Origin of the sequence: Nitratidesulfovibrio sp. HK-II (genome assembly GCF_003402415.2) — a bacterium.
In the GTDB taxonomy this organism is placed as follows: domain Bacteria; phylum Desulfobacterota; class Desulfovibrionia; order Desulfovibrionales; family Desulfovibrionaceae; genus Cupidesulfovibrio.
On record NZ_AP036014.1, the window covers coordinates 329,015 to 354,700 of the forward strand.

16 protein-coding genes are annotated in these 25,686 nt (G+C 69.9%); 9 read left to right on the plus strand and 7 right to left on the minus strand.

Annotated elements, in window-relative coordinates; all coding sequences use genetic code 11:
* Positions 1-405 precede the first annotated feature (405 nt).
* The 4 genes from RVX_RS01235 to moaC all read left to right on the plus strand — a co-directional run bounded on the left by RVX_RS01235 (position 406) and on the right by moaC (position 6,466).
* Positions 406-1,851, plus strand: coding sequence for a TolC family protein (locus tag RVX_RS01235; protein WP_116307012.1), 1,446 nt, complete (start codon positions 406-408; stop codon positions 1,849-1,851).
* Positions 1,852-1,864: 13 nt separating this feature from the next.
* The gene (locus RVX_RS01240) at positions 1,865-2,776 is read left to right on the plus strand and encodes a phosphate/phosphite/phosphonate ABC transporter substrate-binding protein (protein ID WP_172596619.1); all 912 of its coding nucleotides are present in this window, start codon (positions 1,865-1,867) and stop codon (positions 2,774-2,776) included.
* Complete coding sequence (locus RVX_RS01245) at positions 2,773-5,475, plus strand: EAL domain-containing protein (RefSeq protein WP_230404706.1); 2,703 nt, start codon at positions 2,773-2,775, stop codon at positions 5,473-5,475. Before RVX_RS01240 ends, RVX_RS01245 begins: the two co-directional genes overlap by 4 nt.
* Positions 5,476-5,968: 493 nt before the next feature.
* Entirely contained in the window at positions 5,969-6,466 is a 498-nt protein-coding gene (gene moaC / locus RVX_RS01250; protein WP_268914479.1) for a cyclic pyranopterin monophosphate synthase MoaC, read from the plus strand.
* 108 nt (positions 6,467-6,574) lie between these two features.
* Here the strand turns inward: moaC and RVX_RS01255 are convergent, their stop codons facing one another.
* The 3 genes from RVX_RS01255 to hisH all read right to left on the minus strand — a co-directional run bounded on the left by RVX_RS01255 (position 6,575) and on the right by hisH (position 9,245).
* Positions 6,575-7,594, minus strand: coding sequence for an alpha/beta hydrolase (locus RVX_RS01255; protein WP_116307009.1), 1,020 nt, complete (start codon positions 7,592-7,594; stop codon positions 6,575-6,577).
* Between the two features lie 240 nt (positions 7,595-7,834).
* Positions 7,835-8,614, minus strand: coding sequence for an imidazole glycerol phosphate synthase subunit HisF (gene hisF, locus RVX_RS01260; RefSeq protein WP_116307007.1), 780 nt, complete (start codon positions 8,612-8,614; stop codon positions 7,835-7,837).
* A complete protein-coding gene (hisH, locus tag RVX_RS01265) occupies positions 8,607-9,245 on the minus strand; it encodes an imidazole glycerol phosphate synthase subunit HisH (RefSeq protein ID WP_116307005.1) in 639 nt (212 codons plus the stop codon). Before hisH ends, hisF begins: the two co-directional genes overlap by 8 nt.
* 685 nt (positions 9,246-9,930) lie before the next feature.
* Here hisH and carB point away from each other — a divergent pair.
* The 5 genes from carB (at position 9,931) to RVX_RS01290 (ending at position 17,287) form a co-directional block, all read left to right on the plus strand.
* Complete coding sequence (gene carB / locus RVX_RS01270) at positions 9,931-13,167, plus strand: carbamoyl-phosphate synthase large subunit (RefSeq protein WP_116307003.1); 3,237 nt, start codon at positions 9,931-9,933, stop codon at positions 13,165-13,167.
* A 172-nt stretch (positions 13,168-13,339) separates the two neighbouring features.
* The gene (gene purF / locus RVX_RS01275) at positions 13,340-14,743 is read left to right on the plus strand and encodes an amidophosphoribosyltransferase (protein ID WP_116307001.1); all 1,404 of its coding nucleotides are present in this window, start codon (positions 13,340-13,342) and stop codon (positions 14,741-14,743) included.
* A 205-nt stretch (positions 14,744-14,948) separates the two neighbouring features.
* Positions 14,949-15,950 carry a KpsF/GutQ family sugar-phosphate isomerase gene (locus RVX_RS01280; protein WP_116306999.1) on the plus strand — a complete coding sequence of 334 codons (1,002 nt, stop codon included), beginning with the start codon at positions 14,949-14,951 and terminating at the stop codon, positions 15,948-15,950.
* Between the two features lie 57 nt (positions 15,951-16,007).
* Complete coding sequence (locus RVX_RS01285; protein ID WP_116306997.1) at positions 16,008-16,535, plus strand: acyl-CoA thioesterase; 528 nt, start codon at positions 16,008-16,010, stop codon at positions 16,533-16,535.
* 314 nt (positions 16,536-16,849) lie between these two features.
* Positions 16,850-17,287, plus strand: a complete 438-nt coding sequence (locus RVX_RS01290) for a DsrE family protein (RefSeq protein ID WP_116306995.1) — start codon at positions 16,850-16,852, stop codon at positions 17,285-17,287.
* 140 nt (positions 17,288-17,427) lie between these two features.
* On the opposite strand, the gene RVX_RS01295 is transcribed toward RVX_RS01290, so the two are convergent.
* From RVX_RS01295 to RVX_RS01310, 4 genes are all read right to left on the minus strand, one after another.
* On the minus strand, positions 17,428-17,829 hold the full coding sequence (locus tag RVX_RS01295; protein ID WP_172596618.1) for a hypothetical protein: 402 nt from the start codon (positions 17,827-17,829) through the stop codon (positions 17,428-17,430).
* 185 nt (positions 17,830-18,014) lie between these two features.
* The gene (locus RVX_RS01300; protein WP_116306989.1) at positions 18,015-19,481 is read right to left on the minus strand and encodes a cyclic 2,3-diphosphoglycerate synthase; all 1,467 of its coding nucleotides are present in this window, start codon (positions 19,479-19,481) and stop codon (positions 18,015-18,017) included.
* 292 nt (positions 19,482-19,773) lie between these two features.
* The gene (locus RVX_RS01305) at positions 19,774-23,994 is read right to left on the minus strand and encodes an AAA family ATPase (RefSeq protein ID WP_116306987.1); all 4,221 of its coding nucleotides are present in this window, start codon (positions 23,992-23,994) and stop codon (positions 19,774-19,776) included.
* Entirely contained in the window at positions 23,994-25,505 is a 1,512-nt protein-coding gene (locus tag RVX_RS01310; protein ID WP_116306986.1) for a DNA repair exonuclease, read from the minus strand. Before RVX_RS01310 ends, RVX_RS01305 begins: the two co-directional genes overlap by 1 nt.
* Between the last annotated feature and the right edge of the window lie 181 nt (positions 25,506-25,686).

The following is a 25,686-nucleotide window of genomic DNA, read 5'->3' on the forward strand; positions in this document are numbered from 1 at the left end:
TAATTCTTTGCAATTTTTTAGGTAGGGATTTACCTACCTGTGTGTGCGGGTTGCGGGGAAATCCCCTTCGTAGCCCTCCCTGAACAGTCTTGACGCCTCGCAAAAAGGCATGTCAGAACGCACTGGCGCGCGCCGGGTTTGCAGCGGAATCCGGCGTTCGACGCAGAAGCGCCCGACAGCATGCGACTGCCGACGCATCCGGGCTGTTGCATCGCGCCGAAGTGGCCGTTTTTAAAATACTCATTCAGCAGGGCTGTACCAGCCGGGGGGCGTTGCGCCGATGGACCATGCACGAGAGTGGTGCGACAGTTGCGTGCCGTGATTGCAGTATTCAGCCGCGAACACGGCCCGCGTGACGTGAAGCGCTCACGCTCGTCCGTCACTGCGCCATGGTCTGGCTGGCCGATGCACCCAGGCCGCATCACCGCCATACTGTTGGCGGTGCTGCCGTGGCTTGCGCTGGTCATGGCGTACCCGGCCATGGCGGCGGACACCCCGCAGCCGCTCACCCTTCCCCAGTGCATCGCCATCGCCCTGCGCGACAACGCCGCACCGGCCGCCGCCCGCGAAGGACTGGCCATCGCCGAGGCGCAGCACCGCCAGGCCCTGTCCGCCTACTGGCCGCAACTCAAGCTTTCCGCCACCCAGACGCGCCTGGACAGCGACCCGGTGTTCGTCTTTCCGGAAGAAACCTCGGACTACACCGTGGACATGGGCGGCGGCCCCATGACCACGCGCACCACCGTGCCGGAGCGGCGCATCCCGCTCATGGACCGTGACCTTGGCGAATACCGGGCGGAGCTTGGGCTGCTGCTGTACGACGGCGGCCGCCGCGAGGCCCGCGTGCGCGAGGCCGGGGCGGGGCGCGACGCGGCAACGGGCGAGGCGCGCCATGCCGCGCTGCAACTGGTGCACGATGTGACCACCCGCTACCACGGGGTGGTGCTGGCCCGGGCCCTGCGCGACATCGGCCATGAAACGGCGCAGCGCCTGGAGGCCGCCCGCGACGTGACCGAACATTTCTACAAGGGCGGATCGCAGCGGGTGCGCAAGACCGATTGGCTGCGCGCCAGGGTGGCCGCGCTGGGCGTGCGGACCATGCTGGCGGAACTGGATTCCAACGTGGAACTGGCCGAGGCGGCCCTGGCGAACACCATGGGCCTGCCGTGGAACGCCGACATGCGGGTGGCCGACACGGAACTGCCCGCCGCGCCGGAGCCCGGTCCGTTGGCGGAGTCCGTGGCCGGAGCCTACCGCCTGAACCTCGACCTTGCGCGCTTCGACGCCGGGGTGCGGGCGGCCGAGGCGCGGCTGGACGACGCCACCGGCGAATACCTGCCGGTGGTTTCGCTGTTCGGCACCCTGTCTACGGTGACCAACACCTACGATGGGGGGCTGGTGGCAGAAGATGAACGCACCCACGGCGCGGCCGGACTGACCGTGGAACTGCCGCTGTTCGAGGGATTTCGCACCCAGGCCCGGGTGGAGGAGATGCGCGCCCGGCTGCGCCAGTTGGCCCACCAGCGCGTGCTGCTGCGCGAAGGCGTGGCCCTGCGCGTGAAGGACGCGGTGCTGCGCGAGCGCCGTGCGGCCCGGCAGGCCGCGCTGGGCGCGGAAGCCGTGGCCGTGGCCGCAGAAAGCCGCGCCCTGACAGAGCGCGCCTACCGCGAAGGGCTGGTGGACACCCGTGAACTGCTGGAAACGCAGGTGTACGAGGCCCTGGTGCGCGCCGCGCGCCAGCGGGCGCTGTACGAGGCCCAGGCCGCCGTGGCCGCGCGCAACCTTGTGGCCGGTACGGAAATTCTCGACCGCTTGCGTGAGGTGGGCTATGGCGCCCGCGCCCTGCCCTGACCTTGGAACCGGCATGATCCCCGCCCCGCCCGCGCACGGCGCGTGGCGGGCCACGGCGCGCGGGATGGCCGCCGCGTTGCTGGTGCTGCTGGCGAGCGCATGGCTGCTGCCGACCGCACCCGCCGTGGCCACGGAACTGCGCCTGGGCTACGTGGAGTATTCCCTGCCGGGCGTGGACCGCAAGGACGTGGCCCTGGCCGTGGAGCTGTGGGCGCGCCGCTACGTGGAGACGGAACGCGGCCTTGGCGTGCGGCTGACCGGCTACCACTCGCGGAACGAGATGCGCAAGGCGCTGGCCAAAGGCCAGGTGGACGTGGTGCACCTGCCCACCGTGGATTACCTGCTGCTCTCGCGCGAAATGGACCTGAAGCCGTTCGGCGTGCCGGTGACCGACGGCGAATACGGCGAACGCTATGTGCTGGTCGCCGCCAAGGGGTCTGGCATCACCCAGGTCAGCCAGTTGCGCGGCGCGCGCCTGCTGGTGCAGGCCATGTCCGCTGGGCCGGAAAGCCTGCCCCTGCGCTGGGTGGAGCGGCAGTTGCGCGACCAGGGGCTGCCCGTGGCCGCCAGACATTTTTCGGGCGTGGAGTTCGAGGTGCAGGCCTCGCGCGTGCTGCTGCCGGTGTTCTTCGGGCAGGCCCCGGCCTGCGTGATCACCGAGCGTTCGCTGCGCACCATGGTCGAACTCAACCCCCAGGTGGGCGCGCAGTTGGAGCGCATCGCCGTATCCCCGCCGCTCATAGATTTCGTGATGTGCCTCGCCCCGTCGGTGGATCCTTCGCTGGCGCCGCGTTACGCGGAGCTGGGCCTGGGGCTGTCCGACAACCCGTGGGGCAGGCAGATGCTGCTGTTGCTGCAACTTGACGGCATCGCGCCGTTCCGCGCCGAGGCCATCGAACCCGCGCGCCGTCTGGTGGAGCAATGAGCACCCCCCCTCCCAGCTGCTTGGAGCCCGGCGCCGTCGCCGGGACGGAAGCCGCCTGTGCGGCGGGGGCGGCGGCCGCTGGCCCGGGCGTTGCCGACCGGCCTGACCGACTTGGTCGTACTGACCGGCCTGATCGCGAAGACGCCCGCCCGCGCCGCCCACGTCGCCGCTTCGGCATCGCCTTCAAGGCGGGGGGGCTGGCCTTCGTGGCGGGGCTGGCCATCATCGCGGCCATCCTGGGCATGATCATTCCCTACCAACAGGGCGTGCTGCGCCGGGGCCTGGAATCGCAGGCCGACAGGCTGGTGGCCTCGGTGGGCGAGGTGGCGGCCAGCGCCCTTGCGGCAGAGGATTACGCCGCGCTGGTGGATCATTGCACCGGCGTGCTGCGTCGCCAGCAGGGGCTGGAATATCTGGTGGTCACCCGCGCCGACGGCTCCGCCTTCGAGTTCCGCCGGGGCGGCTGGGCGTTCCGCCCGGCGCTGCCCGGCCACGCTGCCCCGCCCGATGCGGGCAACGGATTTCGCGACGGCCCGCAGGATGCCCCGCGGGGGGGGGCGCAGGGTGCGCCGGACCCCGGCGCGCCCCTGCCGGAATCCGCCGGTCCGGGCGTCTATCACCACTCCGCCCCGGTGGATCGGGCGGGCATTACCATCTGCACCGTGTCCGTGGGCATTGCGCTGGACGGCTACCGGGCCGAACAGCGGGCCGCGTGGTGGCACATCGCCGCGCTGACGGTCACGGCCCTGCTGGTGGCGCTGGGCACCGCGCTGCTGCTGGCGCGCACAGTGACCCGCACGGTGCTGCGCCTGTCGGGCTGGGTGCGCTCCATAGGCCCCGGCAACATGGGCCAGCGCATCCGTATCGACACCGGCGATGAACTGGAAGGGCTGGCCAACGCCTTCAATGGCATGCTCGACCTGCTGGAAGCCTCGCAGCGCGAACTGAACGAGATCCACCGCGACCTGGAACGCCGGGTGCGCGAGCGCACCGCCCAACTGTGCGACGCCAACGCCAAGCTGCACCTGATGGGCGAGGTGTTCACCCACGCGGTGGAGGGCATCTTCATCACCGACAGCGCGGGCTCGGTGGTGGCCGTGAACCCGGCCTTCGAGCGCATCACCGGCGTGGACGCGGGGTCCATGGTGGGCCGCCCCTCGCCGGTGCTGGGCATGACGCCCATGGGCGGAAGCCGCAGCGTGTGGGACGAGATGCTGGAGCACGGTTCGTGGATCGGCGAGACGCGCGGGCCGCACCGCGACGGCTGGCAGATTCCGCAGTGGCTGAGCCTTGTGTCCATCCGCGACGAGGCCGGGGCGATCCTGAACTGCGTGGGGGTGTTCTCGGATATTTCCGACATCAAGCAGAAAGAGGCGCAGATCACTTACCAGGCCAACCACGACGACCTGACCGGCCTGCCCAACCGCAAACACATTTTTGAACTGCTGCGCGAGGCCATCGGCAAGGCCGCCGTGCGCGAGCAGCAGCTGGCCGTGGTGTTCATCGACATGGACGGCTTCAAGTTCATCAACGATTCCTATGACCACGCCACCGGCGACCAGTTGCTGTGCGACGTGGCCCGGCGGCTGCGCGCGGCCCTGCGGCCCGGCGACATCCTGGGGCGGCTGGGGGGCGACGAATTCGTGGCGGCGGTGGGCGGCATCACCGACAAATCGCACCTGGACGGCATCATGCGGCGGCTGTTCGCGACCTTCGCGGAGCCGTTCGCCTACGGAGGCATGGGCTTTTCGGTCACGGCCAGCTTCGGGGTGTCGGTGTACCCGGACGACGGCCAGACGGCCAACGAACTGCTGTCGCGCGCGGACATCGCCATGTATCGCGCGAAAGACATGGGCAAGAACGCCATTGCCCTGTTCTGCGAGGAACAGTGCCTGGAATTCACCCGGCGCTACCGCATGGACCAGGAGATCAAGGCGGCCATCGCCGGGCGGGAATTCCGGCTGGTGTATCAGCCCATCGCTGACGCGCGCGCCCTGCGGGTGCGCAAGGTGGAGGCGCTGCTGCGCTGGGAGCGCGACGGCACGGTGGTGGCCCCGCCCTCGGTCTTCATACCCGTGGCGGAAACCTCCAACTCCATCCGCGAAATCACCAAACTGGTGGTGGAAATGGCCTGCGCCCAGCACGCCGCGTGGCGGCTGGAGGGGCTGACCCTGCCGGTGGCGGTGAACATTTCCTCGCGCTGCCTGACCAGCGACGAGACCATCAGCCACATCGCCGCGTGCCTGAACGCCTACGACGTGCCCGCCGACGCGCTGGAAGTGGAGATTACCGAAACCTCGCTGATGCAGAACTACGAGCGCGGCAACGCCATGCTGTGCACCCTGCGCGACCTGGGGGTGCGGGTTTCTCTGGACGACTTCGGCACCGGGTATTCCTCGCTGCAATACCTTGCGCGCATGCCCATCCACGCCCTGAAGATAGACCGCACCTTCGTGCAGGAACTGCTGGACGAAGGGGGCAGCCTGGAGATCGTGGAGACCATCCTGGGTCTGGCCCGCAGCCTGCGCCTGGCCACGGTGGCCGAAGGGGTGGAGACGGCGGCCCAGCTTTCCGCCCTGCGCGGCATGGGCGTGGACTACCTGCAGGGCTACTGCCTTGGCCGCCCGCTGCCCGCCGACGACATCCTGACCCTGTGCCGCCGGGGCATGCGGCTGGTGCCCAAGGACGTGGAGAGATAATCCGCCAGGGCGCGCGGGCGGCGGGCTCCCCCGTCTGCCCGAACTGGCCCGAACTGGCCCGAACCGGCCTGACCCGCTCTGGCCCGGCGCGACTTGGCCCGACTCAGCCATGTCCCCGCAGTCCGGATTCTTCCCTCGGCGGCCATCCCCCGCTTCTCGTGACCTTTCGACGGACGCCGCATTGGCGTCCGTTCTGTTTTGGGCTACAGCGAAGGGGTATGGGACAGCCCGCGCGGGGCCGCGCGAGCGCCATCCCTTTGTCTTGTTCCAAGATCGGCAGGAGGTTATCCCCATGTCTTCCGATATGCCCAAAATGCCCGATTCGCCTGACTCGCCCAACTCGCCAGACGGGGGCGCGCCCACCGTCCGGCTTGACGATATGCCCGACCCCCTCGACTACGACGAAGACGGCCCGGACCTGCCCAACACCGGGTGCGGCTGCGGATGCGGCGCGCCCTCCGCGCTGGAATGCACCGGCGGGTTGGGCAAATCCGTGCCCGAGTCCGACGACGCGGAGGCCGCCTTCAGCCACATGACCGAGGACGGCAGCGTGACCATGGTGGACGTGGGCGCGAAGGCCCCCACCCAGCGCACCGCCATCGTGCGGGCCGTGGTGGAGGTGAACGCAAGCACCCTGGATCTGCTGAAGCGCCGCGCCCTGCCCAAGGGCGACGTGCTGACCACCGCCAAGATCGCGGGCATCATGGCCGCCAAGCGCACGGCGGAGCTGATTCCCATGTGCCACCCGCTGGCCATCAGCTACGCGGACGTGCGCTTTGCCGTGGTGAATGCGCCCCCCTCCATCGAACTGGAGGCGGAAGTGCGCACCACGGGCCAGACCGGCGTGGAAATGGAAGCCATGGTCGCCGCGCAGGTGGCCGCGCTGACCATCTACGACATGTGCAAGGCCGTGCAGAAGGACATCGTGCTGCGCGACTGCCGTCTGGTGTTCAAGTCCGGCGGCAAGAGCGGCACGTTTCGGGCGGGGTAGGGCGGCTGGCAGTTCCCTTCTTTCCTGAGACGTTAGGGAGTACAAAGCAGAGAGGCCGCATGGGCGGCCTCTCTGCTTTTTTTGAGGTACGCAGTTCCCGTCCGGTTTTCAGCGGCTGGCATCCTCCAGCCGGGCGGCGATGAACCCGTCCACCGCGTCGGTGTAGGCTCCGGGCAGGCCCAACAGGTGGTTGATCTCGCCGTGGGTCAGTGCTTGCGGCAGCACCGGCGTGTTGCGGCCGGAGCGCGCGGTCTTGGCCGCGAAGGCCTCGGCGGCCACGCAGGGCTTGTCGGCCCGCTTGGTGGAGCACACCAGCAGCATGGGCACGGCCTTGGGCGACCACTGGTCCTGCGGCGAGGTCTTGGCCCAGTAGGCGGGGTTCTTGCCGAAGGCATCGTCGTAGAAGCCCGGGTGCCGGTGCTTCATGATGGCGGGCACGTCCATGGCCGCCGAATCCAGCACCACGGCGCCCGCCACGGGGCGGTCGAGCAGGGACGGCGCGGACGCCGCCAGCGCCACCAGATGCGCCCCCGCGGAATGCCCCATCAGGATGATGCGCGACGGGTCCGCGCCCCAGCCGGGGGCGGCGTCCGCCACGCGGCGCACGGCGGCGGCCACGTCCTCGGCCTGTTCCAGGGCCATGGCATCGGGAAGCAACCGGTAGTTGATGCTCACCAGCACGAACCCCTTGGGCAGCCAGCGGGCCAGCTTGTTGTCCATCAGGCCGGGGTTGGCCTTGTCGCCGATCTTCCACGCGCCGCCGTGCACCATGACGATGACGGGCGCGTGTTGCGGGTTGGGCGGCAGGTACACGTCCATGACCTGGGCGGGGTGCGGGCCGTAGCTTTCGGCCAGCCTGCGGCTGCCGGGCACGATGGCGGCGGGGTCCGGCGGCGTGCTGCCCCGGCGGGCGGCGGTGGAACCTGCCTGCCGGGTAGACGTGCCATTGCCCGAAGCCGTGTTGCCCGATGTGGTGCTACCCGACGCGGACCGCTCGGCGCGGCGTTCGCGCAGCATGTCAAGGATGGGACCGGCGGCAGCGTTGGGCGCGGGGCAGGCGAGGACGGCGGTCAGCAGGGTGGCCAGCAGCAGGAGCAGGACGGGAAATCTGGTGCGACGGGCAGGCATGGGGTGCCCTCCGGATGAGGGGCGGTGGCGGTGTTGCGGCGTGGCGGGCAGAGTGCGGCCAGCCGTCGCGGCTGTCGCCTCTTGGAATTCCATTCTGTGTGTCCTCGTAATATGCAGGTAATATGAATAAAAGTTTTGGGGGGAGGGGGCGCGGGGGAGGAGACCCTTTTCCAAAAGGGTCCCTCCCCCGCAAGAAGGAAATCTTTCAGCAGGCTGCCAACGGGCAAAATACCCGGTTGGCTACCAGACCATGCGCAGCTTCGCCCCCATGCCCGAAATCTGCCGCTTCAGGTCCGGGATGGTGTACTGGCCGTAATGCACGATGGAGGCGATGAGCGCGGCGGTGGCGCCGCCCTTGGTGATGGCGTCGTACATGTGTGCCGGGCTGCCCGCGCCGCCGGACGCGATGACCGGAATGGACACCGCGTCGGCGATCATCCGGGTAAGGGTCAGCTCGTAGCCGTCCTTGGTGCCGTCTGCGTCGATGGAGTTGACGCACAGTTCACCGGCCCCCAGCGCCTCACAGGTCTTGGCCCATTCTATGGCGTCCATGCCCATGAACTTGCGGCCGCCGTGGATGACGATCTCGTAGCCCGAGGGGATGGTTTCGGACTTCTCCACCTGCTTCACGTCCATGCCCACCACGATGGCCTGCGACCCGAAGGCCGCCGCGCCCTGGCTGATGATGTCCGGGTTCTTCACCGCGCCGGAGTTCACCGACACCTTCTCCGCCCCGGCCACCAGCACGGCCCGCATGTCTTCCACGGTGTTGATGCCGCCGCCCACCGAGAAGGGGATGAAGATTTCCGAGGCCACCCGCTCGACCACGTCGAGAAAGATGCCCCGGTCCTCGTGCGAGGCGGTGATGTCGTAGAACACGATTTCGTCCGCGCCCTGTTCGTAGTAACGGCGGGCGGTTTCCACCGGGTCGCCGATGTCCACGTTGCCCTCGAACTTCACGCCCTTGGTCAGCCTGCCGTTGCGGACGTCCAGGCAGGGGATGATGCGCTTGCTAAGCACGGCTGGCCTCCTTGCAGTAGGCGTAAAAGTTGCGCAGCAAGGCAAGGCCGGGGCGGCCGCTCTTTTCCGGGTGAAACTGCACGGCCCACAGGCCGGGGCCGCCGTGGATGGCGCAGAATTCCTCGCCGTAGGTGCACGTGGCGATGACGTAGCTTTCCGGCGGGGCGGGGTAGTAGCTGTGCACGAAGTAGAATTCCGCCTCCGGCTCGATGCCCTTCAGCAACTCGCAGGGGCGCTTCTGCACGATGCGGTTCCAGCCCATGTGCGGCACGCGGATGGGCCTGCCGTCCTCTTCGGTCCAGGCGGGGTTGAACAGACGGCATTCGCCGGGCACGATGCCGAGGGCCTTGGTGTCGTTTTCCTGGCTGTAGTCCAGCATGATCTGGCAGCCCACGCAGATGCCCAGCAGCGGCTTGCCCGCCTGCACCTGGTCCTTCAGCACCTTGTCGAGGCCCGTGGTGACCAGTTCGTTCATGGCCTGCCCGGCCGCGCCCACGCCCGGAAAGATCACCCCGTGCGCCCCGGCGATGACCGCCGGGTCCGCCGTGATGGCGCAGGGAATGCCCAGGTGGTCCAGCGCGCGGCGCACGCTGGTCTGGTTGCCTGCCTTGTAGTCGAGGATCGCGAGCATGTTCCTGTCCCTCGTGTTGCTTGGCGGCTGGGCCGCCGTCCGCGTGCAGGCCCGTTGGTCCCGTAACTGTCCGGGTGACACTATTCGGCTGTCACTGTCCGGGTGACGGAATCCGCATGACAAAATTAGGAAAACAACCCGCCGGGGCCGGATGAACGGTGCGGGGCGGCGGCCGGAAGTGGCGCGGGGCGCGCCCGCGCGGCCTGCCGCCCCTTTCGGCCGGGGCATGGTGAAGGCAATGCGGTAGCATCAGCGGGTGGTGGGGCGCAAGGGGCGGCGCGCGGCGAGGCGCGGTGCGGGGTTTGGCGGCGACCCGTGCGCGGGGCGGGACGGGGAGGAGCGGATGCTTCCTCGCGTGGTGGCGCGTGCTGCCGTTGGGGGAATGCGGCGTCCTGCGGGTTCGGGGCATTTCGCCTTGCCGTTTCCCATCAATGTCAAAAAGCGGGGTCCCGGCCCCTTCGCCACCCCGCGCGCGGCTTGCCAAGCGCGGGGGTGCGCGATATAAGAGCCGGATTGCTGACGGCGCGTGGGTTCAAAGACGCATGTTCCGCAACAATCGCGGGTGGATGGCCGTTCCCCCGCGCCTCGCCGCGCCGGAACGCCCCGCACATTCCTCCCGCCTTTGTCCCGGTCGACTTCCCGTCTCCCGCCCCTGCGGGGCAACCCTGTTACCAGACAGAGTCCAATGCCCAAACGCACCGATTTGAAGCGGATCATGGTCATCGGTTCCGGCCCGATCGTCATCGGGCAGGCGTGCGAATTCGACTATTCCGGCACGCAGGCCGTGAAGGCCCTGAAGGAAGAAGGCTACGAGGTGGTGCTGGTCAACTCGAACCCCGCCACCATCATGACCGACCCCGGTCTTGCCGACCGCACCTACATCGAGCCCATCGAGCCCGAGACGGTGGCCGCCATCATCCGCAAGGAGCGGCCCGACGCGCTGCTGCCCACCCTGGGCGGCCAGACCGGCCTGAACACCGCGCTGGCGCTTGCCGCCATGGGCGTGCTGGAAGAATGCGGCGTCGAACTCATCGGGGCCAACAAGCAGGTCATCGAAAAGGCGGAAAGCCGCGAACTGTTCCGCGAGGCCATGGCCAACATCGGCCTGAAGGTGCCTGCCAGCGGCATTGCCCGCACCATGGAAGACGTGCGCCGCCTTGGGACGGAAATGCCCTTCCCGCTCATCATCCGCCCCGCCTTCACCATGGGCGGCACCGGCGGCGGCATCGCCTACAACATGGAGGACCTGGAAGAGATCGCCGCGCGCGGGCTCGCCGCCTCCATCAAGCACGAGGTGATGATCGAGCAGTCGGTGCTGGGCTGGAAGGAATTCGAGATGGAGGTGATGCGCGACAAGGCCGACAACTGCGTCATCATCTGCTCCATCGAAAACTTCGACGCCATGGGCGTGCACACGGGCGACTCCATCACCGTGGCCCCGGCCCAGACCCTGACCGACGTCGAGTACCAGATGATGCGCGACGCCTCCATCGCCATCATGCGCGAAATCGGCGTGGAAACGGGCGGCTCCAACGTGCAGTTCGGCATCAACCCGCTGAACGGCGACATGGTGGTCATCGAGATGAACCCCCGCGTGTCGCGTTCGTCCGCGCTGGCCTCCAAGGCCACCGGCTTCCCCATCGCCAAGATCGCGGCCAAACTGGCCGTGGGCTACACGCTGGACGAGATTCCCAACGACATCACCCGCGAGACGATGGCCAGCTTCGAGCCGTCCATCGACTACTGCGTCACCAAGATTCCGCGCTTCACCTTCGAGAAGTTTCCCGGCGCCAAGGACGAGCTGACCACCTCGATGAAGAGCGTGGGCGAGGCCATGTCCATCGGCCGCACCTTCAAGGAATCGCTGCAGAAGGGCCTGCGCTCGCTGGAAGTGGGCGCGCCCGGCCTTGGGTCCGCCTTCCGCTGCAAGGGGCCGGAGCGCGAGGACATCATGCGCAAGCTGCGCACGCCCAACTCGCGCCGCATCTTCTACGTGCGCCACGCCATGCTCGACGGCATGACCGTGGAGGAGATCCACGAGGCCACCGCCATCGACCCGTGGTTCCTGCGCCAGATGAAGGACCTGGTGGACATGGAAGCCGAACTGCGCGATTTCGCCCTGGGCAACGCCATGACCGTGGACAACGCGGAACTGGTGGCCCTGATGCGCCGCGCCAAGGAATACGGCTTTTCCGACCGCCAGCTGGCCGAAATGTGGAAGCGCCCCGAATCGGACGTGCGCACCCTGCGCAAGGCCATGGGCATCGTGCCCACCTACTACCTGGTGGACACCTGCGCCAGCGAGTTCGAGGCGTACACCCCGTACTACTATTCCACCTACGAGACCGGCCACGAAGTCACCGTGGACGACCGCAAGAAGGTCATCATCCTCGGCGGCGGGCCCAACCGCATCGGCCAGGGCATCGAGTTCGACTACTGCTGCTGCCACGCCTCCTTCGCGCTGAAGGAAATGGGCGTGCAGGCCATCATGGTCAACTCCAACCCCGAAACGGTCTCCACCGACTACGACACCTCCGACCGCCTGTACTTCGAGCCGCTGACCTACGAGGATGTCATGAACATCATCGAGGCCGAGCGCCCGGACGGGGTCATCGTGCAGTTCGGCGGGCAGACCCCGCTGAACCTGGCCGTGCCGCTGATGCGCGCGGGCGTCCCCATTCTGGGCACCTCGCCCGACTCCATCGACCGCGCCGAAGACCGCGAACGCTTCCAGGCCCTGCTGCAGAAGCTGGGCCTGCGCCAGCCCGCCAACGCCACGGTCATGTCCCTGCCCGAGGCGCGCAGCGCCGCCGCCCGCATCGGCTACCCGACGGTGGTGCGGCCCAGCTACGTGCTGGGGGGGCGGGCCATGGAGATCGTGTACGACGAGGAACAACTGGCCGAATACTTCGCCAATTCGGTGGGTGAAAAGCCCAAGCACCCCATCCTCATCGACAAGTTCCTGGAAAGCGCCATCGAAGTGGACGTGGACGCCCTGTCCGACGGCACCGACGTGTACGTGGCGGGCATCATGGAGCACATCGAGGAGGCGGGCATCCACTCCGGCGACTCCGCCTGCGTCATTCCGCCGCACACCCTGCCCGAGGCCATCGTCAACGAGATCGCCCGGCAGACCGTGGAACTGGCGCGCGAACTGCGCGTGGTGGGCCTGATGAACATTCAGTTCGCGGTCAAGGACGGCCTTATCTACATCCTTGAAGTGAACCCGCGCGCCTCGCGCACCGCGCCCTTCGTGTCCAAGGCCACGGCGGTGCCCCTGCCGCGCCTGGCCACCCAGATCATGCTGGGCGCCACGCTGAAGGAACTGGACCCGTGGTCCATGCGCCGCACCGGCTACTTCTCGGTGAAGGAATCGGTGTTCCCGTTCAACCGTTTCCCGGGGGTGGACATCCTGCTCGGCCCCGAAATGCGGTCCACGGGCGAGGTGATGGGTATTGCCTCCAGCTTCGAGGAAGCCTATCTGAAGGGCCAGCTTGCGGGCGGGCAGCGCCTGCCCGAAAGCGGCAAGATCTTCATCTCCGTCAACGACCGCGACAAGCTGCTGATCACGGAAGTGGCCAGCATGTTCGCCGACCTCGGCTTCGAGGTGCTGGCCACCAGCGGCACCGCCAAGCTGCTGCGCGAAGGCGGCGTGCCCGCCACGTCGGTGCACAAGGTGTACGAGGGGCGGCCCAACATCGTGGACTTCATCAAGAACGGCGACATTGCCCTGGTGCTCAACACCGCCTCGGGCAAGCGCACCGTGCAGGATTCCAAGTCCATCCGCCAGGCCACGCTGATGTACGGGGTGCCCTACAGCACCACCGTATCCGGGGCCAAGGCCATCGCGCAGGCCATACGGGCCAGCCGCTGCTGCGGGGTGAACGTGAAGAGCTTGCAGGAATACTACGGAACCAACTAGACAACCGATAACGGGACCGGGCCTAAAGCCCGGTCCTGCGCTTTGGGGCCACGCGCAATGTGGCGGGCGACAGGCATATGGCTGGGCACATGGCGGCACATGGCTGGCGCACGTGATGACCACGACATGACCATACTGGGCGCGTAACGGACCGTCTGCATCGAGGTAGAGCATGATCAAGCATTACTGCGGCATCTTCGGCATCTACAACCACGTCGAAGCGGCGCGCATGGCATATTTCGGCCTGTACGCCCTGCAACATCGCGGGCAGGAAAGCGCGGGCATTGTCACCTGGGACGGCCAGAAGCTGCGCGAACATCGGGGCATGGGCCTGGTGCCCGACGTGTTCAACGAACGGCACCTGGGCAAGGAGCTGAAGGGCAACATCGCCGTCGGCCACATCCGCTATTCCACCACCGGGGCCTCGCTCATCCGCAACGCCCAGCCGTTTCTGGTGCGCTTCAAGGGCATGGAAATCGCCATCGCGCACAACGGCAACCTGACCAACACGGTGGAACTGCGCGACGAGTTGGAGCGCAAGGGGTCCATCTTCCAGACCTCCATCGACAGCGAAGTGTTCGTGCACCTCATCGCGCACAACATGAACGGCAAGACCTTTGAGGAAGCCGTCATGGCCGCGTGCAAGCGGGTGCAGGGCGCGTATTCGCTGATCATTCTCGCCAACGACAAGCTCATCGCCATGCGCGACCCGCACGGCATGCGCCCGCTTGCCCTGGGCCGCCTGGCCGGTTCGCCGGTGCTGGCCAGCGAAACCTGCGCCTTCGACCTGATGGAGGCGGAATTCATCCGCCCGCTGGACCCCGGCGAAATGCTGGTCATCGAAGGCAACAGCGTGAAAAGCTACAGCCTGATGGACGAGGACAACAAGCCGCCCACGCGCCAGTGCATCTTCGAGCTGGTCTACTTCGCCCGGCCCGACTCCATCGTGTTCGGCGAAGACGTGTACCAGTGCCGCAAGGAGATGGGCCGCCAACTGGCCATGGAATCGGCCCCGGACGTGGACTTCATCATGCCCTTTCCGGATTCGGGCATCTACTGTGCGGTGGGCTTTGCCCAGCAGTCGGGCCTGCCGTACGAGCACGCCATGATCCGCAACCACTACGTGGGCCGCACGTTCATCCAGCCCTCGCAGGACATGCGCGACTTTGGCGTGCAGGTGAAGATCAACCCGGTCAAGAGCATGATCAAGGGCAAGCGCATCTGCATCGTGGACGATTCCATCGTGCGCGGCACCACCATCCGCACCCGCGTGAAGAAACTGCGCGAACTGGGCGCGAAGGAAGTGCACTTCCGCGTCAGCTGCCCGCCCATCAAGCACCCGTGCTTCTACGGCATCGACTTTTCGTCCAAGGGCGAACTGATCGCGGCCAACCATTCCATTGCCGAGATCGAACGGTTCATCGGGTTGGATTCGCTGCACTACCTGTCCATCGACGGGCTGCTGCGCTCGGTGTCGCACCCGGAAAAGTACTGCCTGGCCTGCTTCAACGGCGACTACCCCATCCCCTGCGCGGGCGACGGGTGCAGCCGGGCGTGCCTGGAAGTGACGGATTAGGGCGAGAGAAAGACGCGTGCCGCGCACCTCGCAAGCGCGGGAGCTGTGACCATACTGTGATTCAAAGGGGGCCTTGCAAAAGGCCCCCTTTTCCATTTCACAGTTTCCTCATCATGCCCCCTGTTGACCCGCCCCGCGTTTCGGGGGAAGAGAAGGTCGCCGCGCCCGCGCGGCCCATCCGCAACATCCACAGGATTTCCACGGCATGAGCGATTGTACCTGCGGCGAACGCCGCACCGACTGGATACCCCTCGGGCGCGACGTGCTCGATATCGAAATAGAAGGATTGACGGCGGTACGCGACAGGCTTGGCCCCTCGTTCGAGGCGGCCTTGGCGCTGCTGGCGGGCTGCCGGGGCCGCGTGGTGGTCACCGGGCTTGGCAAGTCGGGCCTGGTGGGCCGCAAGCTGGCGGCCACCCTTTCCTCCACCGGCACCCCGGCGTTCTTCCTGCACCCGGTGGAAGGCGCGCACGGCGACATGGGCAGCCTGCGGGCGGAAGACGTGGTCATCGCCATCTCCAATTCCGGCGAGACGGACGAGCTGAACGCCATCCTGCCCAGCCTGCGGGCCATCGGCACGGCCATCATCGCCATGACCGGCAAGGCGCAGTCCACTCTGGGCCGCGCCGCCGACGTGGTGCTGGATTCCGGCGTCCCGCGCGAGGCGTGCCCCCACAACCTGGCCCCCACGGCATCCACCACGGCGGTGCTGGCCCTGGGCGACGCCCTGGCGGTGTGCCTCATCCACTGGAAGGCGTTTACCGAAAACGACTTTCTGCGCTACCACCCCGGCGGTTCGCTGGGCCAGCGGCTGCGGTTGCGGGTGCAGGAACTGATGCACACCACCGGCATTCCCGTCACCCAGGACGACGTGGGCCAGGAAGAGGCCGTGCGCGTGCTGGACAAGGGCGGCTTTGGCGCGGTGGCCGTGGTGGACGGCAGCGGCAGGCTGATGGGCATCCTGACCGACGGCGACGTGCGCCGCGCGGTGATCAAGGGCGATTACGCCCCGCGCACGCCGGTGACGGCCATCATGACCCGCAACCCGCGCAGCGCCCGCAGTGACCAATCGGTGGCGGAACTGCTGGACGTGATGGAGCAGAAGGCCATCACCGTGCTGCCCATCGTGGACGACGCGCACCGCCTGGTGGGCCTCATCCACCTGCACGACCTGCTGGGCAAGGGCGGCGTGCGCTTCGCCGGGTAGGCCCGGCAGCCGCCATTCCGCACCGCCCTCCCTTTCAACCCGCCCGGAGCCAGCCGCATGGACGCCAAGCGCGTGCACGACAGTGAAGTGGTGATGACCCACCGCCCCCTGCCCGAGGATGCCAACCCCGCGGGCAACGTGCACGGCGGGGTCATTCTGAAGCACATCGACCTTGCCGGGGCAGTGGCCGCCATGCGGCACTGCCGCACCGCCGTGGTGACGGCCTCCATCGACCGCATGGACTTTCGCGCGCCGGTGCACGTGGGCGAGCTGATGCAGCTGAAGGCCAGCGTGAACCTTGCGGGCGGCACCTCCATGGAGGTGGGCGTGCGGGTGGAGGCGGAAAACCTGCTCACCGGCGAATCGCGCCACGCCGCGTCCGCCTACCTGACCTTCGTGTCCATGGGGCCGGACCGCAAGCCCACGCCCGTGCCGGAGCTGCTGCTGGAAACCCCGGCCCAGCACCGCCGCAACCGCGAGGCGCAGCGCCGCCGCGAACAGCGGCGCGACGAGCGCAAGCGTGAAAAGGCCGCGCAGGAAGCGCTGGCCACGGCCACCGTGGAAGAGGTGGAACACTATTACTGACGGGCGCTCCGCCCCCCGTGGATGCAGCCACGGGGCAGCGCGCCGAATCCCTTTTCCGCCGCCGCATGCGGCGGCGTCCAACGCGACCGCACAAGCCAGGTCGCATCCGTTCACATCCGGCCCGTGGTAGTGCGCCACGGGTCGTCGTGTTTCCGGCGTCCGCCTGCGCCACGGGCGCGGCCTGCGCGCGCGCCATCCCGTGATAACGCTGGCCTGCGGCGCGCCGGTCGAGGTATGCTGAACGGAAGTAGCCGCGCCCGCTTCCGCACGCGGGGCGGCAGTCGGTATCCCCCCCCACACACCAAGGAGGCATCATGCGATACGGGCGATGGTTGGCCGCACTGGCCGCGTGGCTGTTCCTGCTTTCGGCGGGCCTGCCCGCGCACGCCGCCCCGGCGGCGGAGGACAAGGATGCGCCCCTGTTCATCAACCTGACCAGCGACGAGGGCCACCGCACCCTGATGGCCATCGGCTACGGGGCCAACCAGTTGCAGCGCGGCCACCCGCTGACGCTGTTCCTCAACGACCGGGCCGTGGTGCTGGCGGCCAGGGGCAACGAGGCCAGGTACCCGGAACAGCAGCGCATGCTGGCCAAACTGGTGGGCAGCGGGGCCACGGTGTACGTGTGCCCCATGTGCATGAAGCAGTACGGCGTGCAACAGGCCGACCTGCTGCCGGGGCTGGCCGTGAGCACGCCGGACCTGACCGGCGCGGCGCTGTTCCGCGAGAATACCCGCACCCTGTCGTGGTAGGGCCGGGCTGAACGCCCACGCGATACATGAAGACAAGGGGGATGCCGCTGGCGCGGCGTCCCCCTTTTGCCGTGTGGACCGGTCTGCGGGAAGGCGGCGGGGAGCGCACCTGCACGGGGTTCAGGGGCCGTGGCCGGATGTCAGGCCGTGCAGGTGGGCCGGGACTGCGCCGAATGCTGGCCCGAATGCTGGCCCGAATGCTGGCCCGGACGCTGACCCGGACGCTGGGCCGTCAGGGGGCGCGGCGTGCGGTGGTCCGGCGTGGGCGCGCCATGCCGCCCCAGGCGCATGTGGTCCATCACGACCCATGCGCCGCCCACCGCGAGGCATGCGGTCAGCAGCCACAAGGTGGCCGTGATGGAGGGCGCGTCGGTGGACAGCATGTGCACCAGTGGCCGCAGCAGGTCCGCCAGGGCGGCGGCGTCGGGCGCGCTGGCGTCTGCGGGGCTGGCGGCAAGGGCGATGGCCGGGCCGGGCACTTGCCCGGGCATCAGGCCGGACATAAGGCCAAGGACAAAGCCGGATATGGTGGAGGCGGACATGGAACCCCCTGCCCATCAGGCTGGATGCTGGTGGGGCTTGTCCCATATCTAGGGCTTCAAGGCGACGGATGCGTGGCGATGGGGTGACGAAGCGGTGTCGGCGCGTCCGCCCGCCCGGCCCGTCCGCCCGGTCCATCCGTTCGGTCGCGCGGGACGGGCACGAGCGGCATGGGGACGCTGCCGGATCAGGGCGTGCGTTCCAGCAACTCCAGCACCGTTTCCGCCAGCCCGGCTCCATTGGTGGCCGGGTTGGAACCCGCGTCCGCCCGGTCGCGGTAGGTGTAGCGCACCCGCAGCCACGGGCGCTCGATGCGGATCAGCCGGTCGAGCCGCACCGGCGTGCCCAGCAGCACCAGATCGCACGGGGTGGCGTTGATGGTGGCCTCCAGGTCTTCCAGTTGACTGCGCGAATACCCCATGGCGGGCAGGGCCTTGCCCAGGTGGGGGTAGTTTTCGAAGACCTGCTTCAGCGAACCCTGGGCGTAGGGACGCGGGTCGGCCATGCGGCCCGCGCCGTGCATTTCCGCCGCCGCCTGCGCCGCGCCGAAGGGCAGCCCGCCGTGGGTCAGGGTGGGGCCATCCTCCACCAGCAACACCCGCGCCCGGCGGATGGCGGCGGGGTCGTCCACCTCCACCACCGAATCGGCCAGCAGCACCCGCGCCGCGGGATTGGCGGCGGCGATGCTGGCGCGCACCGTGGCCACCTGGTCCGGCGTGGCCGTGTCCACCTTGTTGATCACTGCCACGTGGCACATGCGCAGGTTGGTTTCGCCGGGGTGGTAGGTCAGCTCGTGCCCGGCGCGCAGCGGGTCGCACACGGTCAGGTGCACGTCGGGCCGGAAGAAGGGGGTGTCGTTGTTGCCGCCGTCCCACAGCAGCACGTCGGCCTCGGCCTGCGCTGTCGCGAGGATGCGCGCGTAGTCCACGCCCGCGTACACCACGATGCCTGCGTCCACCAGGTGCTCGTATTCCTCGCGCTCCTCCACCGTGCAGTCGGCGGCGTCCATGTCCGCGTGACTGGCGAAGCGCTGCACCGCCTGTTTTGCCAGGTCGCCGTAGGGCATGGGGTGGCGCACGACAACGGGACGCATGCCCCGTTCGAGGAAGGCCGCGCACAGGTGCCGGGTGACCGGAGACTTGCCGCAGCCGGTGCGCACGGCGGTGACGGCCACCACGGGCTTGTCCGCGCGCAGCATGGTGGCGGCGGGGGACAGCAGGCGAAAGTCCGCTCCGGCGGCCAGCGCAAGCGAGGCGGCGTGCATGACCGCCTCGTGCGCAACGTCGCTGTAGGAAAAGATGACTTCGTGCACGCGGTTGTCGCGGCACAGGGCGGCCAGTTCGCGTTCGGCCAGTATGGGCACCCCGTCCGGGTAGCGCGGCCCGGCCAGCGCGGCGGGGTAGCAGCGGCCGTCGATGTCCGGAATCTGGGCGGCGGTGAAGGCCACCACGTGCACGGCCGGGTCGTCGCGCAGCAGCACGTTGAAGTTGTGGAAGTCGCGCCCGGCCGCGCCCATGATGACGACGTTGCGCACCCCGGCCCCGTCGGCGGGGGCGGGCGCGCGGCAGGTGGCGGGCAGGCGCGCCGGGGAAGCCGGGGCGGATGCGGTGGGGGGCGGGGCAGAGGTGGGCGCGGCGCTGTGGGGCGAGGTCATGCGGGCGGGCCTCCTGTGGTGGCGGTGCTGCGCAAGAGGGAAAGCGGGCGCTGACGCGTGGTGATGCTGCGTGACATCCCGCATGGGTTCATGGGGGATTTCCCTTATGCTATGGCAGGGTGCCGTGGCGGAGTCAACCCGGCTGCGGGGCCGGGCAGCCGGATGCGCGGCGGCGGCCACGCCGACCGAAACGGCTGAACGTTTGGGGGCACCGTGTGTCCGTGCCCGGAACGCGCCCGGCCCGATGCGACCAGATGCGACCAGATGCGGACGGCCCGAGTGCCGCAGCTGTTCAGGCGGTGGCGGTTATGGCCCCCCGTTCCACGGTGAACAGGGCGGCGTCCGGCGCGGCCGTGCGCAGCATGTCCACGGTATGCGGGTGACAGGTGAAGAACAGTATCTGGTGCGGCTTTGCCGTGCCGGGGGCTTCCGGATCGTCGGGGGTGTCTGGGATGTCGGGGGCATCCGCTTCGGCTGCGTGGCCGGGCGCTTCGCCGGACTGTCCGCCGGTCCCGGTCCCGCACAGGGCGGCCAGCGCGGCGGCGGTGCGGGCCGCGCGTTCCGGGTCGAAGTTCACGAGGATGTCGTCCATGATCAGGGGCAGCGGCTCGGCGTGCAGGGCATGGGTGCGCACGTAGCCCAGGCGCAGGGCCAGGTACAGTTGCTCGCGGGTGCCCCGGCTGAGGTGCTCGTGCGGCACCGGTTCGCCGTCGGCGGGCACGGCGCGGGGCACGCCGTCTTCCAGCGAGGCGGCGATGGACTGCCAGCGTCCGCCGGTGATGGTCCGGAAGATGGCGGCCGCCTCGCGGATGACGTGGGGCTGGCGTTCACGCTCGAAGCGCCGCCGCGCCGTGTCGATGAGGTGGCGGGCCAGGGCGTTGCGGCTCCATTCCAGGGCCATCTGCCGGGCCGATTCCAGCAGGGCGGCCTCCTGTCTGCGCAGGGCGGCCACCTCGTCGGCAGAGGCCACCTGCTCGCGCTGCACGCGCAAGGCGGCGGCCTTGTCCACCAGTTCCGCCTCGTGCGCGGCCAGTGCGGTGAGTTCCGTGGCCAGTTCGTCGCAGCGGGTCTGCATGGCCTCGCGGTCGGCGGCGGCCAGTTCGGCGCGCAGCAAGGCCAGCGGGTCCGCCAGGCGGTCGGCGGACGCCTCGCCGGGTGTGTCGGAAACCTCGGGCAGGGCGGCGGCCAGGTGGTCGGCCAGGTCGCCCTTGCGGCGCAGCAGGTCCTGCCGTTCGGCGAAGAACGCGGCGCGGCGCAGGAAGTCTTCGGCGTCGGCCGCGTCCCCGGCGGCCAGCAGTTCGGCCATGGCTGCTGCTGCGGCGGCGTGGGCGGCATCCGCCTCGCGCAGTTCGGCCTGCAGTTCTCCGTGCCGGGCGGCCAGTCTGTCCCGTTCGGCGGCCATGTCCTCGGCGGCCTTGGCGGCGGCGGCAAGCCCGTCCAGCGTGGCCACGGGGTCGCCGGAGCGGATGCCCTCGGGCAGCACGCTGGCGCAGTCGGCGGCAATGCGGGCCAGCGGGGTTTCCAGCGCGGCCAGTTCCGCGTCCAGCGCGGCGCGGCGCGCGGCCAGCCCGGCGGCCTCGTTGTCCAGGCGCAGCCAGTCGTCCATCACGCCAAGGGCATCGCGGGCCGTGGCCGGGGTAAGGTCCGGGGACAGGCCGCGTTCGGCCAGCCAGGCGCGCCATGCGGCGCGTGCGGCGTCGGATGCGGCGGCGGCGGTTTCAAGCGCCGCGTCGGCCTCGGCCAGCACCGCGCGTGCCTGCTGCTCCCGCTCCCGCCGGGCGGCCAGTTCCGCCGTGGCGCGTTCCCGTTCCTGCCGCCGGGCCTCGGCGGCGCGCAGGTCGGCCAGCAGGCGGTCCACCCCGCTCAGCAGGGCGGAGGCGGCCTTGTCGGTGATGTCCTCTTCCGGGGGGCACAGCGTGGCCAGGGCGGGCACGGCGCGGGCGGCATCGGCCAGCGCCGCCGTTTGCGCCGTCAGCGCCGCCACGCGGGCGGCCAGCGCGTCGGCCTGCGCCGCGCGGGCCGCGCAGGCCTCCACACGGTCGAACAGCCCGGCCGCCGCTTCCGGGGCGAAGGTTTCCGGCAGGCCGAGTCCGTTGCAGCATGCGGACCAGTCCGCGCGGGCCGCGCGCAGTGCGTCGTCGGCCGCTTCGCGGGCTTGCAGGGCCTGGAGATGGCGGGCACGCTGGGCGGCGCAGTCGGCCTCGCGGGCGGCGGCCTCGGCATCGGCCCGGTCGCGCCGGGCGCGGTCCTCGCGGGCGCGTTCCAGCGCACGCTCGGTCATGTCCACGCGGTCGGCAAGGGCGGGGCCGTCAAGGCCAGATACGCCAGGGGCAGATCCGTCAGGGGCGGCATAGGCTTCGGATATTCCCGCCTCGCGCAGCAGCCGTGCCGCGTCGGCGCGCAGACCGTCGCGGTGGTCCGCAAGTTCGTCGCGCCGGGCGGCCAGTTGGGCGGCGCGGGCCGCGTGCGCCGCCAGTGCGGCGGCATCGCGCCGGGGCAGGCCCGCCACCAGCAGGGCGAGGCCGCACAGCGCGGCCACCGCGCACAGGTACACGGGCGCAAGGCCCATGGCCGTCAGGGGGGCCAGCCCGGCCAGGCTGGCCAGCCCAGTGAGCGGCGACGCGGCGGAAATGTCCAGCGCACCCCGCAACGCCGCCAGCAGCAGCCCTGCGGCAATCGCGCCCGTTGCCAGCAGCACGCCGCCAAGAAGCAACAGTGTTGTTGACTTGCGGACCAAGGGCGCGTTGGCGGCGTGGTCGCGCTCGGCGCGGGCGGCTTCGGCCGTGCGTTCGGCCTCCAGGGTCAGCCCGTCGGCCACCCGGCGCAGGCGGCGCACGGCCTCGGCCCGGCGGTCCAGTTCCTCGCGGGTGGGCGCGGCAATGGCCCGCGCGGCCAGGATGGCCTGATTGCAGCGGTCGGAAAGGTCGTCCAGTTGCGCGGCCAGTTCGTCGACGCGGCGGGCGGCGTCGCGGGCGGCCTCGGCGGCGTCGGTGACGGTGCGGGCGCGTGCGGCCAGCGCCTCGCGGGCGCGGGGCGACGTGTCGAATTGGCGCAGGGTGTCCGGGGTCCAGCCGGGGGAAATGTCCGTCAGCGACCGGACCAGCGCGGCGGCCTGCACGCCCAGTTCGGCGCGCAGCCCCGGCAGTTCCGCCAGCGCGGACCCGGCCTGCGCGCGCAGGGTGCGCAGCCGTTCGGCCTGCTCCGCGTCCAGGGTGGCGGCGGGGTCCGTGCCCAGCGCATCGGCCTGGGCCTGGGCAAGTTCCGCCGCGTGGCGGGCGGCCTCGTGCTCGGCGGCGCGGCGGTCGCGTTCGGCGCGGGCCTGGCGCAGGTCGGCCCCAGCCGTTTCCATGCCCGCCTCGTGGGCGGCCACGGCCTCTCGCGTGAACAGTGAACGGTCGAACCCGCGCACCCGCTCCGGGGTCCAGTCCGCGCCAAGGACGGCCAGCAGACGTTCGCGGTCGGCGCGGTTGCGCTCCATGTCGGCCAGCAGGGCGGGCAGGGCGGCGCGGGCGTTGCGATGGCTGGCCTTGCGTTCCAGCAGCGCGCGCAGTGCGGGCGCGGCGGCCAGCAGCCGGGCGTCGGGCGCGTGCCCTGCCAGCGCGGCTTCCAGCGCCGTCAGTTGGTCGCGCAGCCCCTGCGCCCGCAGCCCTCGTTCGGCGGCGCGTTCGCGCTCGCGCTCGAAGCGGACCTTGCCGTCCTGCGGAAAGCGTTCGACCACCACCTCCAGTCGGGCAAGCTGCCCTTCCACGGCCACCAGTTCCTGCCACTGCCGCCATACGCCCAGGCGGCGTTCCAGCGCGCGGTGCTCGGCCTCGCGGGTGGCGCGGTCCGCGCGCACCCCGGCCAGCCGGGCGGACAGGTCGTCCAGTTCGGCCGACAGGGCGTCGTAGCGGGCGGTGTCCCGCTCGTGGGCGCGCAGGCTGGCGCGCAGGGTTTCCAGTTCCTTCAGCGCGTCGTTGAGCGGCGGCTTGCGGCCGTCGGGCAGGAACAGCGCGGCCATGCGGCCGGAAAGGTCGTCCAGCAGTTGGCTGGGCGGGCGCAGCCCCTGCCCTGCCCCGGCCCCCAGCAGCACGTTGCGTGCGCCTTCGGCGGAGAGCGAGGAAAATTCCTGCAATTCCGAAAGGCTGAATCCGTAAATATTGCGGTAGAGGTCGGGCGTCACGCCGTGCAGCAGGGCGGCGGCCAGTTCCGCGTCCAGCGGCGTGCCCTGGGCGTCGGTGAGGGTCAGCGGGCCGCCGTGCGCGCCGGGGCGGCGGGTGAGCCGCACAACGCCGCAGCGGTCGGTGTGCAGGGTGAGCGTGCCGCCCGCATCCGCCGCGCGGCCCGAAAGGGGCACGCGGTGCGCGGCGCGGCTGCGCGGGTAGCCCGCCAGCATGGCCCGGAAGAAGTCGAGGCAGGTGGATTTGCCCGCCTCGTTGCTGCCCAGGAAGATGGACAGCCCCGGCGGCAGTTGCGGAATGGTCTGGCCCGCCAGAACCCCGAAGCCGTCGATGTGCGCGCGCTGGATGTACATCAGTCGGCCTCCAGCATGTCGCAGCAGATGCGTTCGGCGTCGTCCAGCAGGGCGGCCAGGTCTTCGGGCGTCAGGGCGTCGGTGGGGCCCAGGAAGCGGCGGCCGCGCGGTCCGTCGTACAGCGGGGCGAGCACGGCGGCGGCCAGGGCGCGCAAGGCGGCTGGGTTCGGTTGGGGGGGCACGTCGGGTGGTTGCCCGTTCGTGGACGCGGCGGCAAGGCCCCCCGCAGGGCAGGCTGTCGGGTCGCCCGCAGGCGGTTCCGGCAGGCCCCGCGCGGCGGCGGCCACGCGCAACACCTCGCCCAGCAGGTCGTCGCGCTGGCGCAGCGCGTCCATGTCCACGTCGGGCCGGGTGCGCAGTTCGATATCCTTGACCCAGGCAAGGGGGGCCAGCGAGGCCCCGGCCTCGCGCAGCATTTCCAGCAATCCTTCGACGACGCCGGGGCGGCGCAGGTGGCGGTCCAGCGGGCCGCGCCCGTGCAGGACGACCCGGAACAGGGTGGCTTCCACGGGTGAGAACGCGGAAGGCATGCCGGACGGCGCGCCCGCTGCCGCATCGTCCCCGGCGGCGCGCTCCATGGCTTCAAGGATGCGGCCGTGCAGCGTTTCGAGGGAGGCAGCGCCGTTGCCGTCGTCGTCATTGCCGCCATTGCCGCCAGTTCCGCCATTGCCGATGGTTACCTCCACCACCTGCCAGCGCACCGGGGCCAGCGGCCGGAACTCCAGTTCCACCTCGCCGTCGTCGTGCACGGTGACCAACTGGCAGCCGCGCGGGCCATCCTCGTTGATGTGCAGCCCCTGCGTGGAACCGGGGTAGACCACGTGGGGCCGCGTGCGCAGCACCTGCGGCAGATGGATGTGCCCCAGCGCCCAGTAGTCCAGGCCCGTGGCGGCCAGGTCGTCCAGGGTGCACGGGGCGTAGCGGCCCGCGTCGCGACTGCCCGGCGTGGTGCCCACGTTGCAGTGCAGCACGCCGATCTGCGGCGCGCCGGGGGGCACGTCCATGTCCTGAACCGTGCCCTGAAGCAGGGCCTGAACCGTGGCGGCGCGGGCAAAGCGTTTGGCCAGGTTGCGGCCTTCGCGGTCGGTCTCGTGGCTTACGCCGTGCACCACGGCCACCACGCGGCCGTCGCGGGTCACGGGGTACGCCTCCGCCTGCGGGCCGAACACGGTGACCCCATCCGGCCAGCGCAGCGATTTCACGCGCGAGGTCAGGGGGTCGTGGTTGCCGTGGGCGATGAACACCCGCACGCCCGCTTCCGCCAGCCGCGCGCAGCCGTCGCGCAGGGCCACCTGGGCGCGCAGGCTGCCGTCCTCGTGGTTGTGCACGTCGCCCGCGATGAGCAGCGCGTCGGGCAGCTCGGCAAGGCACAGATCCACCAGCCGTTCCCACGCGGTGAAGGTGGCGCGGTGCAGCCGGTCGGCCAGGCGGGGCGGAAGGTCGCGCGAGACGCCCGCGAAGGCGGCGTCGAGGTGCAGGTCTGCGGCGTGGACGAAGCGGAATGCTGGCATGGGTGACCGATGGTTGGGGTGATGCAGGAAATCCGCGTGGCGTGGCCCGTGTCCGGGGCGGCGGTCGAAACGATGCGGCCCGCGCCCGGCCCCGCGTGATGGCGGCGCGCGTACCTGTCTAGCACGGGGAGCGGCGGGCCGTCACCGTATCCGGCGCGTATGGGCCGGGGCATGGCGGAAG